This is a genomic window from Rhodococcus sp. 05-2256-B1 (genome assembly GCF_002258465.1).
Classification (GTDB): Bacteria; Actinomycetota; Actinomycetes; order Mycobacteriales; family Mycobacteriaceae; genus Rhodococcoides; species Rhodococcoides fascians.
The window spans coordinates 232597-248411 of sequence record NZ_NOZA01000027.1 but is presented as its reverse complement, the minus strand read 5'-3'; the positions used below and the strand labels follow the sequence as shown (position 1 = coordinate 248411).

The following is a 15815-nucleotide window of genomic DNA, read 5'->3' as shown; positions in this document are numbered from 1 at the left end:
CGCCCACGTGGGACACTGGAGTGCGTGAGGCCATACCGTGACAACGCAGTCGTCCTGCGCCAGCACAAGCTGGGTGAGGCCGATCGCATCGTCACGTTGCTGACCAGGGAAAACGGTATCGTCCGTGCGGTGGCCAAGGGGGTGCGCCGCACCAAGTCCAAGTTCGGCGCACGGCTGGAGCCGTTTGCGCACATCGACGTCCTGCTCTATCCCGGACGCAACCTCGACATCGTCACTCAGGTGCACACGGTGGACGCGTTCGGCGGGGACATCGTTGCCGATTACGGCCGGTACACCACCGGCTGCGCAGTCCTCGAAACCGCCGAGCGTCTGGCCGGCGAAGAACACGCCCCCGCGCAGCGCCTGCATCAGCTGACCGTCGGCGCGCTGCGTGCCCTTGCGCAGCACGTGCGGCCGCCCGAGTTGGTACTCGACGCGTATCTGCTGCGTGCGATGGGTTTCGCCGGATGGGCTCCCGCACTGACGGACTGCGCTCGATGCGCTGCGGTGGGGCCGCATCGTGCGTTCCACGTCGCCGCGGGTGGCGCTGTGTGCGTGCATTGCCGACCGCCGGGATCTGCGACGCCATCGACCGGTGTTCTGGATTTGATGGTGGCCCTCGAACGAGGGGAGTGGGACTACACCGTCACCACCTCCGATGCGGTCCGAAAGCAGGCCAGTGGCCTGGTGGCGGCTCATCTGCAGTGGCACCTCGAACGCCAGCTCCGCACACTTCCGCTCATCGAGCGCTCGCATCCACACCAGGTGCCGCTGGCCCAACCTGACTCCGTGTTCGCCGACACCGTCGGGCAGGATGGGGACCGTGATTCGACGACGCGAGCCGCAACACCGGCCTGACGAACGGCCGGCGGTTCGCCCGCCGGACCCGCACCCCTCGGGTGCGCGGCCGCCGATCTTGCAGCCGGAGCTGATTCCTCGTCACGTCGCTCTGGTCATGGACGGTAACGGCCGGTGGGCTCAGGATCGTGGATTGCCGCGAACCGCAGGGCACGAGCAGGGCGAAGCAGTACTGATGGATGCCGTCTGTGGCTGCATCGAAATCGGTGTGCAGTGGTTGTCTGCGTACGCTTTCTCGACGGAGAACTGGAAGCGCAGTCCCGACGAGGTCAAGTTCTTGATGGGCTTCAATCGCGACGTGATCCGGCGTCGACGAGACGAGATGAACGAGATGGGTGTGCGGGTGCGCTGGGCAGGTCGGCGACCGCGACTGTGGGGCAGCGTCATCAAAGAACTCGAAGTGGCCGAGGAGCTGACGAAGCACAACACGGTGATGACGCTGACCATGTGTGTCAACTACGGCGGGCGAGCCGAAATTGCCGACGCCACAAGGGAAATCGCGCGTCAGGTTGCCGCCGGAAAGATCAACCCGGAAAAGATCACCGAGGCGACCGTCGCGAAGTACCTCGACGAGGCGGACATGCCCGACGTCGACCTGTTCCTGCGTCCCTCGGGGGAGCAGAGAACCTCCAATTTCCTGCTGTGGCAGTCGGCCTACGCGGAGTTCGTGTTCCAGAAGAAACTGTTCCCCGATTTCGATCGTCGAGATCTGTGGGAGGCCTGCATCGAATTCGCGTCGCGGGACCGACGATTCGGTGGAGTGAAATATGAGTGACGATGTATCTGGCCTGACCTTGCAGACGCGGGCTCAGTTGGCGCTGGCGCAGTTCGCCACGGTGACGGTGGGTGAGGAAGGGTCTCTGGGGTTCGACTATGCGGGTGCGCTGTGTTCGCTTCGGGCGGTCCAGCTCTCACCGGAACTGGAGGTGCTCTCGCTGACCGCGGTGCTGGCGTGGGATCGACCGCTCAAGCCCGCGCTGCACAAGAAGGTAGCCGACCGCAACGCCGATTCGCAGTTCGGCGCGATTTCGGTCAACACCCACGACAAGCTCGCAGATGTGTTGTTGCGCTACACCTTTCCGGCCAACGGGTTGGACGACGAAGCGATGTTGACGATGTTGATTCTGGTGCTCGCCGGGGTCGAGAAGGCCCGCGAGGGTTTGTTGCCCTGAACGGTCGTCTAAGGTAAGCCTTTACTTACTCACGTGAAGGCGGTTGCAATGGCGATTCGAGTGTCCAGAATGCTGACGGCAGTGGTGGCGGTGATGGCCATCGGCGCGTCCGCAACTGCCTGCTCCACAGCAGAACCCGACGACAGCGCGGCCCAGTCTGCGGACGGTGTTTTCCCGGTGGTCATCGACCACATCTACGGCAGCACGACCGTTCCGGAGAAGCCCACCCGCATAGTCACGCTCGGGGTGTCCGACGCCGATGCCGTCATCGCGCTCGGAACCGTCCCGGTCGGAAACACCGGATACACCTTCTACGAGACCGGACTCGGTCCGTGGACCGACGAGTTGGTGGGCGACGCACCACTGACGCTGCTGGGCTCGGAGTCCGAACCGAACTTCGAGCTGATCGCTTCTCTGCAACCGGATCTGATCACCGGGCTGAACGCCGGCTTCGACGAGGCCACCTACGCGCAACTCAGCGATATCGCCCCGACCGTCGCTCGACCGGCCCGATCGGCGGCATACGCCGTCGATCGCGAGGTGGCCACCGACACCATCGCCCGGGCGATGGGCGAATCCGATCGTGGCAAGGAGCTGAACACCCAGACCACGGCTGCACTCGAACAGGTTCGAGCCGCACATCCGGAGTTCGCGGGTAAGACTGCCGCCGTGGTACTTCCGTACGACGGTCAGTTCGGCGCATATCTGCCGGGGGACGCGCGGGGGACGTTCGTCACGTCATTGGGCTTCGGGATTCCGGACCCGATCCTGGCCGAGGACAACGGCACCAATTTCTTCGTTCCGGTCTCGGCCGAGAACATTTCCACGCTCGACGCCGATGTGGTGCTCTATCTCGGCACCGGCGACGACATCGACGTCGTGGCCGAGAACCCGATCTTCGGAACACTGACAGCCGCCCGCAACGACGCGATCGTTCCGTTGTCCACCGATCAGCGTGGGGCGATCACGTACAACTCGGTGCTGTCCATTCCGTTCGCCATCGATTCGGTGGTGCCTCGCCTGGCGGGTGCGGTGGGGTGAGAGCTGTTCAGTGACCGGCCGTGCTGCACTGACTGCAGGTGCCGAATATCTCGATGGTGTGGCTCACGTCGCTGAAGCCGTTGGACTCGGCGACACTCTGCGACCACTTCTCGACGGTGGGACCCTCGACCTCGACGGTGAATCCGCATGCTCGGCACACCAGGTGGTGATGATGGCCCGAGGAGCAACGCCGGTAGACCGACTCGCCGTTGTCCGTACGCAGAACGTCGACCGTTCCTGCGTCGGCAAGGGTCTGCAGTGTGCGGTATACGGTTGTCAGGCCGATCCCCTCACCGCGCTTGCGCAGCTCGTCGTGCAGATCCTGCGCGGACTTGAACTCCTCGATGGTGTCGAGCAGATCCGAGATCGCACTGCGTTGCTTCGTGGCTCGTACTCCGACTACGACGGGTCGTCTCGGAGTGGCGGTATCGGTCGTCTTCTCGGTCACAGGTTTCGGCCTTCCTCGGCGTGAGCCACGGCGTCGACGACGATGTGGGAGAGATGGTCGTCGACCAGCCGGTACAGGACCTCGCGGCCGTTACGTTCTCCGCGGACCACGCCGGCCGCCTTGAGAACCCGCAGATGCTGGCTGATCAACGGCTGTGTCACACCGAGGGCGACGACGAGTTCGTGAACGCAGCGCTCGGATTCTCGGAGCTGCAGCACGATGGCGATCCGAACCGGTGCGGCCAGTGCACGCAGGATGTCACCGGCCGCGGCCAGGGTCTCCTTCGGCGGAAGTAACGCCGGGGGAGCGGCGGCGAACGGGTCGTCGTGCACCGGGCGTTCCGGATCCTGCAGATGCGCCGCCGTCTCCATGGACGAGTCGGTTCTGTGGGTGTGCACCGTGGACATGGCTGCGGCTCCTTCGGTCACCGGTCGGTTGTCGAATTCTCCCTGCACGGTCGACGTCATGAACTCAGGCTAGTGCAGTCATCGTTATTGCAAATCATATTCATTGTGATATGCACAGGTGCGCATGTCAATTTCGGTGCCCGACCGCTGTTCGGAATCGACGACCGAGCCAGATAGTCTGATCAGGGCGAAAACCGCCCACGTCACCTCTTACACGATGTAACCGAAGATGGAGAGCTCCGCCAGTGGCACCCAAGTCCAAGGTCGAAACCGTCGCCAACCTCGCCAAGCGCAGAGGTCTCGTCTACCCGTGCGGCGAAATCTACGGCGGTACGAAGTCGGCCTGGGACTACGGTCCGCTCGGCGTCGAGCTCAAGGAGAACATCAAGAAGCAGTGGTGGCGCAACATGGTCACCAGCCGCGACGACACCGTCGGGCTCGACTCGTCGGTGATTCTGCCGCGCCAGGTGTGGGAGGCCTCCGGCCACGTCGAGACGTTCTCCGATCCGCTCGTCGAGTCGCTGCACACCCACAAGCGCTACCGTGCCGATCACCTCATCGAGGCCTACGAGGAGAAGCACGGCCACCCGCCCGAGAACGGACTCGCCGATATCCGCGACCCGGAGACCGGTGAGCCCGGTTCGTGGACCGAGCCGCGCGCATTCTCCGGCCTGCTCAAGACCTTCCTCGGCCCGGTCGACAACGAAGAGGGGCTGCATTACCTGCGCCCCGAGACCGCCCAGGGCATCTTCGTCAACTTCGCCAACGTGCTGACGACCTCACGCAAGAAGCCGCCGTTCGGCATCGGCCAGATCGGCAAGAGCTTCCGCAACGAGATCACGCCGGGAAACTTCATCTTCCGCACACGCGAGTTCGAGCAGATGGAGATGGAGTTCTTCGTCAAGCCCGGCGAGGACGACGAGTGGCATCAGTACTGGATCGACTACCGCATGAAGTGGTACACCGATCTCGGCATCGATCCGGAGAACCTGCGGCTGTACGAGCACGCCAAGGAAAAGCTGTCGCACTACTCCAAGCGCACCGTCGACATCGAGTACCGCTTCGGCTTCCAGGGCAGCGCCTGGGGTGAGCTCGAGGGCGTCGCGAACCGCACCGATTACGACCTGACGGTGCACTCGAAGGCGTCCGGCCAGGACCTGAGCTACTACGAGCAGGCCACCGATACCCGTTACACCCCGTACGTCATCGAGCCGGCCGCCGGCTTGACTCGGTCGCTGATGGCATTCCTCGTCGATGCGTACACCGAGGACGAGGCACCCAACGCCAAGGGCGGTGTCGACAAGCGTGTCGTGCTCAAGCTCGATCGTCGTCTTGCCCCGGTGAAGGTCGCGGTGCTTCCGCTCTCGCGTAACGCCGATCTGACGCCGAAGGCGAAAGATCTTGCGCAGCAACTGCGTCAGTACTGGAACGTGGAATTCGACGATGCCGGAGCCATCGGCCGTCGCTACCGTCGCCAGGACGAGATCGGTACCCCGTTCTGCATCACCGTCGACTTCGACACCCTCGACGACCACGCCGTCACCATTCGTGAGCGCGACACGATGGCACAGGAGCGCGTGGCTCTCGATCAGGTCGAGGGCTACATCGCCGCCCGTCTGATCGGCGCGTAGGGCTGTAGGCAATACACAGGGCCCGATCTCTCGGTGAGAGATCGGGCCCTGTCGCATGTCTGGGTCGAATCAGAAGCGGCCGCCGCCGCCACCGAAGCCGCCGCCTCCGCCTCCACCGCCGCCGAAGCCCCCGCCGCCGAATCCACCACCGAATCCGCCTCCGCCTCCGCGCAGCACGCTGTTGATCAGGATTCCGCCGAGCACGGCGCCTGCTACGTTGCCGCCGCTACTGCCGCCGCGTGGGCCGTGCCGATTTTCCCAGTTCTGCACATCGGACTGGGCGATCTGCGATGCGCGCGAAGCCAATTGGCTGGCGGCATGCGCGTGCTTGAGAGCCTCGTCGGGATTGTCCGGCTCGAGCTGACGAGCTGCACCGAGATGCCGTTCGGCTTCGGACAAACGCGTTCGAGCATCGGCACCCACGCCGCCGCGGCGCGTCGAGATGTAGTCCGCAGCAGCAGTGATCTGCGCCTGAGCAGCCGCAATATCGCGTTCCAGACGCGCACGCAGCTGATCCTCGGCGGCCTTCTCCGCCGACGCTTCGTCGACGATCTTCTCGAGTTCGGAATCTGCTGCGGCAAGGGCGGTGTAACTACCGAGCGGATCGCTCGACTGTGCCGTCTCGGCGTTCTTCAATGCCGTCTGTGCCGCAGTCATCGCCGCCTGCAGTTCGGTGCCGCCGTGTTCGGCCAGTCCGCGAGCCTGCTCGATGTCCCGGCGGACGTCCGCGATGGCGTCGGGCAGGGTGGCTATTGCGTGCCGTATGTCGTCGCGGGCGTGGTCGACTCCGCCGAGCAGTGACTTCGCCTGATCGACGGCTCGTTCCGCGGTCCGAATCGCTGTGACGGCCGGGCCCTGCTTACCGGGCGGCAGTGCTGCGGCCTTGCGGCCGGCTTCGATGTTCTCCTCGGCCAGCGCAACTCGATCCTTGGCCATCGTGACGTTGTCGGCAATCGATTTCAATGCGGTCTCGGAGAATTCCGAATGCAGTTGAGCGAGTACGGCTTCGGACTGCGGAATGCGCACCGTCAAGCCGATGATGGCTTGGGTGAGCTCGTCGAGATGCGAACCGGCGTTCATGACGAGGTCGCGGAATCCGTCGAATTCCTCGACCCGAGAGTCGAGTTCGCGATCTGCCTGGCCGCACGAGGAGATGATTTCGACGAGCATCGCCCGTCGCTGATCGGGGGTTTCAGGAATGGCGTCGTCGAGCCGCTGACGGATCTCGAAGGCAGAGGCCAGAGCTTTCTTTGCGTTGTCGTACGCCGTGATGAAGGGAGCGGCTGCCGAATCGCCGAATTCGCCTCGGGCCAAGGTCAATTCCTCCTCGCTGGCTCGCACGGCGTTGTCGGTCTCGATCAGAATTTCCTTGGCGCGGGTGTCGAGAACGTCGATCGGGAATTGGGCCAATGCTGCCGGGTCGCTCGGGTCGATCTTCGCCACCGCTTCCACCTCGGCGGCCACTCGAGCCTTCTTGCGCCGTGAGGAGTAGACAACAGCTCCGCCGCCTGCGACGGCCAACACCCCGACACCGATCAGCAGCGGTGCCGACGACCCACCTCCGCCGCTCGACGCATAGGCCTCGCCGAGAGCGCCGGCCGCAGCTATGGCCGCTCCCGACCAATCCTCTTCGCCCAGCGCAGGTTCGACGTCGTTGACACGAATGTCGTCCTGCTCCGCCGTGGTGATCTGCGAGAGCCCGGTGTTGACGCCGAGGTAGTACGACCGATCGACGGTCGCCACTGCGAGCAGGACGTCACGCTGGCCGAGATCGCTCCGTTGGTATGTCTGTTCGGCCCAGTTCGCCGCCGACATGTTGTCGAAATCCGCAACGTAGGTGACCCACAGCCTGACCTGGCTGCCGCCGTACAGGTCGTCGATGGACGTCTGCACCTCGGCCAGCGAGTCGGGATCGAGTGCCTGCACGTTGTCGGTGATCTGGGTGGCGAGGCGCGACGGTGCCTCGGCGGAGGCGACGCCGGGGGCGAGGAGAACCGCAGCGAACAAGGTCAGAGCACCTGTTGCGGTGAGGCGACGGAATCGATGGACCGACCTACGGACTGTGGCGCTGGAATACCGCCGGTGCTGGACTGCCATGCGCTGAAATCTACCGGCTCCAGGGTGTCCGAAACGAGCAGGTCGATCCATGACAGTTGTCATCGTGCAATCGTGACGCTCGGTCGAGGTGGTCGGGCTCGGATCGCAGCAGAGTAACTGTCATGACCACAACGAAGGCAGTCGAACTGCGAGGCGTCACGAAGACATACGGATCGGTCCGTGCGGTGGACGGGATCGACCTGTCCATCGAGCCGGGCGAGGTAGTCGCTTTTCTCGGACCGAACGGTGCCGGGAAGACGACGACCATCGACATGATGCTCGGCCTGGCCACACCCACCACCGGGACGGTGTCGGTGTTCGGCGGAACTCCGGCCGACGCCATCGCTCAGGGGCGCATCTCGGCGGTGATGCAGACCGGCGGACTTCTTCGCGACCTGACCGTCCGCGAAACCGTCGAACTGACCGCGGCGCTGTTCGCCCGAACTCGGTCGGTGAAGGAAGTCCTGACTCGGGCCGGCATCGCCGACATCGGCGACCGGCGAGTGGCCAAGTGCTCCGGCGGCCAGCAACAGCGACTGCGATTCGCACTTGCACTGTTGCCCGACCCGGATCTGCTGGTGTTGGACGAGCCGACCACCGGCATGGACGTCGAGGGTCGACGTGACTTCTGGAACGCCATTCGCCAGGACGCGAGTACCGGCCGAACAGTGCTGTTCGCAACGCACTACCTCGACGAGGCCGATGCCTACGCCGACAGAATTGTCCTGGTGCGGCACGGCAAGATCGTCGCCGACGGCAGCGCCGCCGAGGTCAAGAACCTCGCGGCGGGACGCACGGTCACCGCCACTCTGCCCGGTGTCGACCGGTCAATGTTGCTCGCTCTTCCCGGAGTCGACCGGGTCGAGACGCGCGGCGACCGGGTGATCGTGCACGGACGCGACTCCGACTGCGTTGCCCGCTACCTGCTCAACGACGCGCACGCGACCGATCTCGAAATTGTCTCGCGGAACCTCGAGGACGCGTTCCTCGCTCTGACCACCGATGCCGACACCGAACTCGCCGGGAGTATCCGATGACCACGACCTCGCCCCGCCCCACCGCTGCCAGAGCCGTTGCGTACGGCGGATTTTCGCCCACGTTCCTCGGACTCGAAGTCCGTCGCCTGTTCCGGAACAAGCGCACGTTGGTCTTCACGTTGGTCATGCCGCCGGTGTTCTTCGTCATCTTCGGTACGCAGTCGGACTACCGGACCAACTATCCTTTCGCGCACGGCAATGTCACGGGCTACATCGCCATCAGCATGGCCGTCTACGGAGCGATGCTGGCCACCACCAGTGGGGGAGCGATGGTCTCCGTCGAACGCGCTCAGGGCTGGAGCAGGCAGCTGCGACTGACTCCGCTCAAACCTGTCGCTTACATCGTCACCAAGATGCTCGTCGCCATGACGATGGGTGCTGCAGCGATCGTCGTGGTGTTCGTCGTCGCGGCATTCTTCGGAGCCGACATGCCGATCTGGGTGTGGCTCGCGTGCGGAGTGATCGCGTGGCTCGGATCTGCGGTGTTCGCCGCATTCGGGTTGTTCATGGGGTACCTGCTGCCCTCGGAGAACGTCATGCAGATCCTCGGACCGGTACTGGCCTTCCTCGCCCTGGCCGGCGGATTGTTCGTCCCGCTCGGTGACAGCGGCTGGTTCCCGATGCTGGCGAAGTTCACCCCGCTGTACGGTCTGGCGACTGTGGCCCGGGCTCCGTTCACCTCGGCCGACGCAGGCATCCTCGCCGTCGCAGTGGTCAACCTGGTGGTGTGGGCGGTGGTGTTCATCGCAGGAGCGGCGCTGCTGTTCCGGAAAGACACCAAGCGTGCCTGACGCGGAAACCACCGATCGTGTCGCCCACGGAGATACCGTGGGCGACATGACCACGTTCACCGCCGACCTCCCCGAGGGCAGGGTTTGGCGGTACGGCTGGATGTTCGGAGCCATCTGGCTGATATACCTGATCTATCCGTTGAACGAGATTCTGTCGTTGGAATTTGTGGCGGCACGGGTCCTCGGTATTGCCGCGATCGTCGGGTTCGGAGTCGTGTTCACGGCCACCTTCTGGCGCTTTCGCAACGGTCACCGCCGCGGACACCCGCTGCCGGTACGGCAGGCCTGGATTGCGCTCGCGGCAATGCTGGCCCTGACCGCGGCGATGAGCGCGCTGATCGGAACCACCGGATTCGGCGCAACGATCTACATCGCGGTGCTGGCGATGATGACGCTGCCGGTTCGGCAGGCGTGGACGTTGGTCGCGGTGATGGTGGTGGCCATCGAAGTGGCACCGCGGGTCATCCCGTCCTGGGAGCCCGACAACTTTTTCGCGTTTCAGTTGCTGATCAGCTCGGCCGCCGCGTGGGGTATCACCCAGGTCTTCCAGCGCAACCACGAATTGGCCGTGGCGCGGCAGCAATTGGCGGATCTGGCCATCGTCGCCGAACGTGAGCGGATGAGCCGAGACGTGCACGACATTCTCGGGCATTCCCTGACCGTCATCACTGTCAAGAGTGAACTGGCCGGCAGATTGCTCGAGATCGATGCTGCCCGAGCAGCTGTCGAGATCGCCGAGGTGGAAACCCTTGCAAGGCAAGCACTCGCCGATGTGCGCAGCACTGTCGGCGGCATGCGGCAAATCGACATCGGCACCGAACTGGCAAGCGCACGAACAGCTCTGGTGGCCGCCGCCATCGACGTCGAGCTGCCCGCGGATGCCGACGTCGTTCCACTGCGACACCGCGAACTGTTCGGCTGGGTCCTGCGCGAAGCGGTGACCAACGTGGTGCGACACTCCCACGCACGCCACTGCCGAGTGATGCTGACGCCCTCGAGCATTTCCATCGTCGACGACGGATGCGGGCCGGCCGAGGAACACTGTGGAGGAAACGGGCTCCGCGGGTTGGGTGAACGCGTGAGCGCTGCCGGTGGTTCACTGACGGTCGCCCGGGTTCCGACCGGCGGATTCAAGGTGGAGGTCTCGGCACCATGAGTATCAGACTGTTGCTGGCCGACGACCAAGCGCTGGTGCGCGGTGCCCTCGCAGCATTGTTGGGGCTCGAACACGACCTCGACATCGTCGCCGAGGTGGGACGAGGCGACGAAGTGGTGGCGGCGGTTCTCGAACATCGACCCGACGTCGTGCTGCTCGACGTGGAAATGCCGGGCAAGAACGGCATCGACGTCACCGCCGAGCTGGCTCAGGCGGTACCGGAGTCGAAAGTGCTGATCGTCACGACGTTCGGCAGGCCGGGATATCTGCGCCGTGCGATCGATGCCGGAGCCTCCGGATTCGTCGTCAAGGACACTCCAGCCAAACAGTTGGCCGACGCCGTACGACGGGTCCACATGGGACTGCGCGTCGTCGATCCCGCCCTCGCCACCGAGACGCTCACCGAGGGCGTCTCCCCGCTGACCGCCCGTGAGCAGGAAGTTCTTCGCGCAGCGTCGAAGGGTGGAACGGCCGGTGCCATCGCGGCGCAGGTGCACCTGTCCGAAGGGACAGTGCGCAACCATCTCTCTTCGGCGATCGGAAAAACCGGCACCAGCACCCGGGCCGAAGCGGTCCGAGTCGCCGAGGACCGCGGGTGGCTCTGACCTCCCGAGGCGCGCCGTGAGCGCCGAAGATGCGCGGGCCTGGCAAACTCGAGGGGTGAATTCAACTCTCGACCGAGATTCGTACGGCGACCCGTACGACGACCGGTATGCCCCGGACCCCGGTCCCGAGCGGCTGGGCTTCTTCGGAACGCTCGGACGCTGGACGGGTCGGTTGGTCGCGGGAGTGATACTGATGGCCCTCGTCCTGGTGGCAGGCACCGCGGTGCGTGTGTGGCAGGTGGCTCGGATCGACGACCATACTGCGGCGGACGCCATCGTCGTACTCGGTGCGGCGCAGTACAGCGGTACGCCCTCGACGGTGTTCGAGGCACGCTTGGCGCAGGCGGCCTCGTTGTACGAGCAGGGCATCGCTCCCGAGATCGTCACCGTCGGCGGCAAGCAGGAAGGTGACCTGTTCACCGAGGCGGCGTCGGGTCGCAATTACCTGATAGATCAGGGCGTGCCTGCCGACGCGATCGTGGCCGTCGAAACGGGATCGGACACCCTCGAAAGCATCGAAGCCGTCAGCGCCACGCTACGAGATCAGGGCAAGACATCGGTGGTTCTGGTCAGCGATCCGTGGCACTCGCTGCGCACCCGAACCATGGCGCGCGACGCCGATCTCGATGCGTGGACCTCGCCCACCCGCACCGGGCCTGCCGTCTACACCCGCGAGTCGCAGGCGCACGGAATAGCCAGGGAGACAGGCGCTCTGCTGTGGTACCAGTTGACGCACTTCACCGCTGATTTCTCCTACACGGCAGGCCAGTAGATGACCGGCACATACTCCGAGCATGACGTCGAACGATTCGTTCCCGAACCGCCCAAGACCGCTGGGCTTCGATCCGGGGCGGACAACGCCTCGCATCGGAGTGCGTTCGCGCGAGATCGGGCGCGGGTCTTGCACTGTGCTGCCCTGCGTCGTCTTGCGGACAAGACTCAGGTGACCGGGCCCCGCGACGGCGACACCCCGCGCACCCGGTTGACGCATTCGCTCGAGGTCGCGCAGATCGGGCGCAGCATCGCGGAGGGGCTCGGCAGCGACCCCGATCTGGTCGATCTGGCGGGCTTGGCACACGACATCGGTCATCCTCCCTACGGACACAACGGCGAGCGGGCCCTCGACGAGGTGGCCCAGGATTGCGGTGGATTCGAGGGCAACGCGCAGAATCTGCGCATCCTGACCGGCCTCGAGCCCAAGATCCTCGACTCCGACGGCAACAGCGCGGGACTCAACCTCACCCGCGCCGCCCTCGACGCCGCGATGAAGTACCCGTGGACCAGGCCCGCGCCGGGCGCGAAATTCGGTGCTTACGACGACGACTCGGCCATTCTCGGCTGGGTACGCGACGGTGCACCGGACAAGCACAAGTGCCTCGAAGCGCAGACCATGGATTGGTCCGACGACGTCGCCTACTCGGTACACGACGTCGAGGACGGCGTCATCGACGCCAGAATCGACCTGCGCGCACTGTCCGATCCGATCGAGCAGCGGGCACTGGCCGAACTCGGTGTGTCGGAGTTCCGCGGACTCGACGTCGACGAGTTGATCGAGGCGGCGAGCCGGTTGTCCAAGATGGACGTCGTCGTCGCGGTCGGCAGATACGACGGCACTCTCACCGCGTCCGTGGCGCTCAAGCACATGACCAGCGAGCTGGTCGGGCGATTCGCCACGGCTGCCATCGACGGAACCCGCCAGAAGTACGGCACGGCAGCGTTGACGAGGTACGACGCCGACCTCGTGGTGCCGTCGATCGTCGCGTCCGAAGTGGCTCTGCTCAAGACCATGGCACTGCGGTACGTCATGTCCGACGCTGGGCACAAGATTCGGCAGGAACGTCAACGTGACCGGATCCATCGCGTCGCCGAGTGGTTGATGCGCTCGGCGCCGGGCGAACTCGATCCCATCCTGGTGCCCGCGTGGCAACGCGCGTCCAGCGACGCCGAACGGACTCGCGTCGTCGTCGATCAGATCGCGTCGTACACCGAGAGTCGACTCGAACTGGTGGATAAGCGGTCGCTCGGGGCTCAGGCCAGCTGGGGTTGATCGACGGGTGTCGGGCGTCTTGTTCGACGCTAGACTCCAGTCGTGGCCGGCCGAATTCCTGAACGTGACATTGCCGCCATTCGCGAACGCACACGGATCGAAGACATAGTCGGCGACTACGTCTCGCTCAAGCGCGCGGGCGGCGACTCCATGAAGGGGTTGTGCCCCTTCCACGACGAGAAGTCCCCGTCGTTCCATGTTCGGCCCAATCATGGCCACTATCACTGCTTCGGCTGCGGCGAAGGTGGTGATGCCTACTCCTTCCTCCAGAAGATCGAGCACATTTCGTTCGTCGAGGCCGTCGAGCAACTCGCCGATCGGCTGAACTACTCGATCTCCTACGAGGGCGGAGGGCCATCGGTCCAACGTGACCGCGGGACCCGAGCGCGCTTGATCGCCGCGAACGCGGCGGCTCAGGAGTTCTACGCCGGTCGGCTCAGCGGGCCCGATGCCCAGGCCGCCCGGGACTACCTGACCGAACGCAACTTCGACGGCCACGCCGCGCTGGCCTACGGCTGTGGATACGCACCCGACGGCTGGGACACCCTCACCAAACATCTGCTGGGCAAGGGCTTCGAAGCCAAGGAGATAGTCGACGCCGGCCTGGCAACCCCGGGCAAGCGCGGCACACCCATCGACCGATTCCGGCGCCGATTGGTGTGGCCCATTCGCAGTCAGAGCGGCGACGTTATCGGATTCGGCGCACGCAAACTGTTCGACGACGACACGATGCCCGGAAAGTACATCAACACTCCGGAAACGATGCTGTACAAGAAGTCTCAGGTGTTGTTCGGCCTGGATCTCGCGCGCAAGGAGATCGCGAAGTCGCATCAGGCCGTCATCGTCGAGGGCTACACCGACGTCATGGCGATGCACCTCGCCGGCGTCAAGACCGCGGTGGCGTCCTGTGGCACCGCGTTCGGCGAAGACCACCTCGCGATGCTGCGCCGACTGATGATGGACGACAGCTACTTTCGCGGTGAGGTGATCTACACCTTCGACGGTGACGACGCCGGCCAGGCCGCGGCCATGAAGGCGTTCGAGGGGGATCAGAAGATCGCCGGGCAGACCTTCGTCGCCGTCGCACCCGACGGAATGGACCCGTGCGACCTGCGCCTGAAATCCGGTGACAACGCCGTTCGCGATCTCGTGGCCCGGCGGACCCCGATGTTTGCCTTCGTCGTCAAATCGCTGCTCCGAGAGCATGATCTGGACACGCCCGAGGGGCGCGTCGAAGCGCTCAAGCGCACTGTTCCGGTGGTCGCGCGAATCAAGGACGCCTCACTGCGGGACGAGTACGCCAGGCAGCTCGCCGGGTGGACCGGCTGGGACGACACTGCGATGGTGCTCGCCCGCGTGCGCGACGAGGCGAAGAAGGGTGCCCGAGGCGACACGAGCGGTAAACGCGTGCCCTTCGAGAAGCGTCAGGCAGCGCCGACGGAAGCCCCCACCGGGCCGCCGCGTCCGAACCCCACCGATCCGACGCTGTGGCCGCAACGAGAGGCCCTCAAGGCGGTGCTGCAGATGCCCGCGGTCGCCGGCACCGTCTTCGATTCGTTGCCACCCGAGAGCTTTCACCATCCGGCGTACGCCGCGGTGCGTGATGCCGTGGCCGCGGCCGGCGGCACTGCCGCGGGCCTGGGCGGTGGGGAGTGGGTCGACGCGGTGGCCAAGCAGGCCAAGGACGCCGTGGTGGTGTCGTTGGTGACGGAGTTGGCCGTCGATCCGATGCGCGTGGCCGACGACGCTCTCACGCGCTACATCTCCGGTGTGCTCGCCCGGCTTCAAGAGGTGTGGGTGGGCCAACAGGTCGCCGAACTGAAGTCCAAGCTGCAGCGCATGTCGCCTGCGGAGAAGCCGGACGACTACAACGCCCTGTTCGGTGATCTCATCGCCCTCGAGCAGTACCGCCGCAGCCTGCTCGAACTCGCCGTGGGAAGCGTCGCCGAGGTCGGTTAGCGCCGCAGCTGATCGCGCGGGACGAAAACCTGGTCTTCGTCGTCGACCGGCTTCATCGGCTCGAGTCTCGGCTGCGTGTTCAGAGAGTCGGACAACTTCTGACGGCCGACCTCGATGGCCTTCTTGGTGGCCGGGCTCGACGCGACGGCGCTGGCCGTCTTGCGAATCTGCTCGTAGCGGCCCCGTCCGGCCTTGGCTCCCAGTACATATGCAGCTCCAGCCGCCAGTACCAAACGAATCATCAGTGGGTCCTTCCGTAGAGCGTGCGGCCGTTCTTCCATCTTGCCCGACGAACCTCGAGCAGGGCGATTCGGTACACAGCGGAAGCTGTTCCGGCGCTCTCGTGGGCCCGATTTGGTACTCACAAGGGGGTGTGCGCTATTGTTTCCAACGGCTCGCACGAGAGTGTGACGCCGCAAGGTAATCCCCCATAGCTCAATTGGCAGAGCATTCGACTGTTAATCGAAGGGTTCCTGGTTCGAGTCCAGGTGGGGGAGCGCAGTCCCCGTCCGGCTTGTCCGGGCGGGGATTTTTGCTGTCCGGGGTCGCTCGCCCGTGACCGGGTC

General features: G+C 64.9%; 16 protein-coding genes and 1 tRNA gene. 13 read left to right on the top strand and 4 right to left on the bottom strand.

Annotation, left to right across the window (positions count from 1 at the left end; translation table 11 throughout):
* The first annotated feature begins 24 nt into the window (after nucleotides 1-24).
* Genes recO through CH285_RS16635 form a run of 4 tightly spaced genes read left to right on the top strand, consistent with a single transcriptional unit; the run spans nucleotide 25 to nucleotide 3071 of the window.
* Entirely contained in the window at nucleotides 25-858 is an 834-nt protein-coding gene (gene recO / locus CH285_RS16650; RefSeq protein WP_008715506.1) for a DNA repair protein RecO, read from the top strand.
* Nucleotides 824-1633, top strand: coding sequence for an isoprenyl transferase (locus tag CH285_RS16645; protein ID WP_027497493.1), 810 nt, complete (start codon nucleotides 824-826; stop codon nucleotides 1631-1633). The genes recO and CH285_RS16645 overlap by 35 nt, the downstream gene beginning before the upstream one ends.
* Nucleotides 1626-2030, top strand: a complete 405-nt coding sequence (locus CH285_RS16640; protein ID WP_027497492.1) for a hypothetical protein — start codon at nucleotides 1626-1628, stop codon at nucleotides 2028-2030. Before CH285_RS16645 ends, CH285_RS16640 begins: the two co-directional genes overlap by 8 nt.
* Nucleotides 2031-2078: 48 nt before the next feature.
* Nucleotides 2079-3071: an iron-siderophore ABC transporter substrate-binding protein gene (locus CH285_RS16635; protein ID WP_032382907.1), complete on the top strand. Its 993-nt coding sequence runs from the start codon at nucleotides 2079-2081 to the stop codon at nucleotides 3069-3071.
* A gap of 7 nt (nucleotides 3072-3078) precedes the next feature.
* On the opposite strand, the gene CH285_RS16630 is transcribed toward CH285_RS16635, so the two are convergent.
* Entirely contained in the window at nucleotides 3079-3519 is a 441-nt protein-coding gene (locus tag CH285_RS16630; RefSeq protein WP_027497490.1) for a Fur family transcriptional regulator, read from the bottom strand.
* The gene (locus CH285_RS16625; RefSeq protein WP_032368439.1) at nucleotides 3516-3926 is read right to left on the bottom strand and encodes an ArsR/SmtB family transcription factor; all 411 of its coding nucleotides are present in this window, start codon (nucleotides 3924-3926) and stop codon (nucleotides 3516-3518) included. The genes CH285_RS16630 and CH285_RS16625 overlap by 4 nt, the downstream gene beginning before the upstream one ends.
* Before the next feature lie 245 nt (nucleotides 3927-4171).
* On the opposite strand from CH285_RS16625, the gene CH285_RS16620 reads away from it, so the two are divergent.
* The gene (locus CH285_RS16620) at nucleotides 4172-5557 is read left to right on the top strand and encodes a glycine--tRNA ligase (protein WP_032368169.1); all 1386 of its coding nucleotides are present in this window, start codon (nucleotides 4172-4174) and stop codon (nucleotides 5555-5557) included.
* A 69-nt stretch (nucleotides 5558-5626) separates the two neighbouring features.
* On the opposite strand, the gene CH285_RS16615 is transcribed toward CH285_RS16620, so the two are convergent.
* Nucleotides 5627-7654: a TPM domain-containing protein gene (locus CH285_RS16615; protein ID WP_255032533.1), complete on the bottom strand. Its 2028-nt coding sequence runs from the start codon at nucleotides 7652-7654 to the stop codon at nucleotides 5627-5629.
* A 122-nt stretch (nucleotides 7655-7776) separates the two neighbouring features.
* On the opposite strand from CH285_RS16615, the gene CH285_RS16610 reads away from it, so the two are divergent.
* The 7 genes from CH285_RS16610 to dnaG are packed head-to-tail and all read left to right on the top strand — an operon-like array spanning nucleotide 7777 to nucleotide 15249.
* Nucleotides 7777-8691 (top strand): ABC transporter ATP-binding protein, encoded by a 915-nt coding sequence (locus CH285_RS16610; RefSeq protein WP_032374420.1) that lies wholly within the window; start codon nucleotides 7777-7779, stop codon nucleotides 8689-8691.
* Nucleotides 8688-9482, top strand: coding sequence for an ABC transporter permease (locus CH285_RS16605; protein WP_032389212.1), 795 nt, complete (start codon nucleotides 8688-8690; stop codon nucleotides 9480-9482). The genes CH285_RS16610 and CH285_RS16605 overlap by 4 nt, the downstream gene beginning before the upstream one ends.
* A 46-nt stretch (nucleotides 9483-9528) precedes the next feature.
* Nucleotides 9529-10638, top strand: a complete 1110-nt coding sequence (locus CH285_RS16600) for a sensor histidine kinase (protein ID WP_032382908.1) — start codon at nucleotides 9529-9531, stop codon at nucleotides 10636-10638.
* Nucleotides 10635-11243: a response regulator transcription factor gene (locus CH285_RS16595; protein ID WP_032374419.1), complete on the top strand. Its 609-nt coding sequence runs from the start codon at nucleotides 10635-10637 to the stop codon at nucleotides 11241-11243. Before CH285_RS16600 ends, CH285_RS16595 begins: the two co-directional genes overlap by 4 nt.
* Nucleotides 11244-11298: 55 nt before the next feature.
* Nucleotides 11299-12015, top strand: coding sequence for a YdcF family protein (locus CH285_RS16590; RefSeq protein WP_032382766.1), 717 nt, complete (start codon nucleotides 11299-11301; stop codon nucleotides 12013-12015).
* On the top strand, nucleotides 12016-13290 hold the full coding sequence (locus tag CH285_RS16585) for a deoxyguanosinetriphosphate triphosphohydrolase (RefSeq protein ID WP_032370250.1): 1275 nt from the start codon (nucleotides 12016-12018) through the stop codon (nucleotides 13288-13290).
* Nucleotides 13291-13332: 42 nt separating this feature from the next.
* On the top strand, nucleotides 13333-15249 hold the full coding sequence (gene dnaG, locus CH285_RS16580; RefSeq protein ID WP_032384555.1) for a DNA primase: 1917 nt from the start codon (nucleotides 13333-13335) through the stop codon (nucleotides 15247-15249).
* Here the strand turns inward: dnaG and CH285_RS16575 are convergent.
* Complete coding sequence (locus CH285_RS16575) at nucleotides 15246-15491, bottom strand: hypothetical protein (protein ID WP_027497479.1); 246 nt, start codon at nucleotides 15489-15491, stop codon at nucleotides 15246-15248. The two genes, dnaG and CH285_RS16575, sit on opposite strands and share 4 nt — an antisense overlap.
* Before the next feature lie 182 nt (nucleotides 15492-15673).
* Here CH285_RS16575 and CH285_RS16570 point away from each other — a divergent pair.
* Nucleotides 15674-15746, top strand: a tRNA-Asn gene (locus tag CH285_RS16570).
* The last annotated feature ends 69 nt before the right edge of the window (nucleotides 15747-15815 follow it).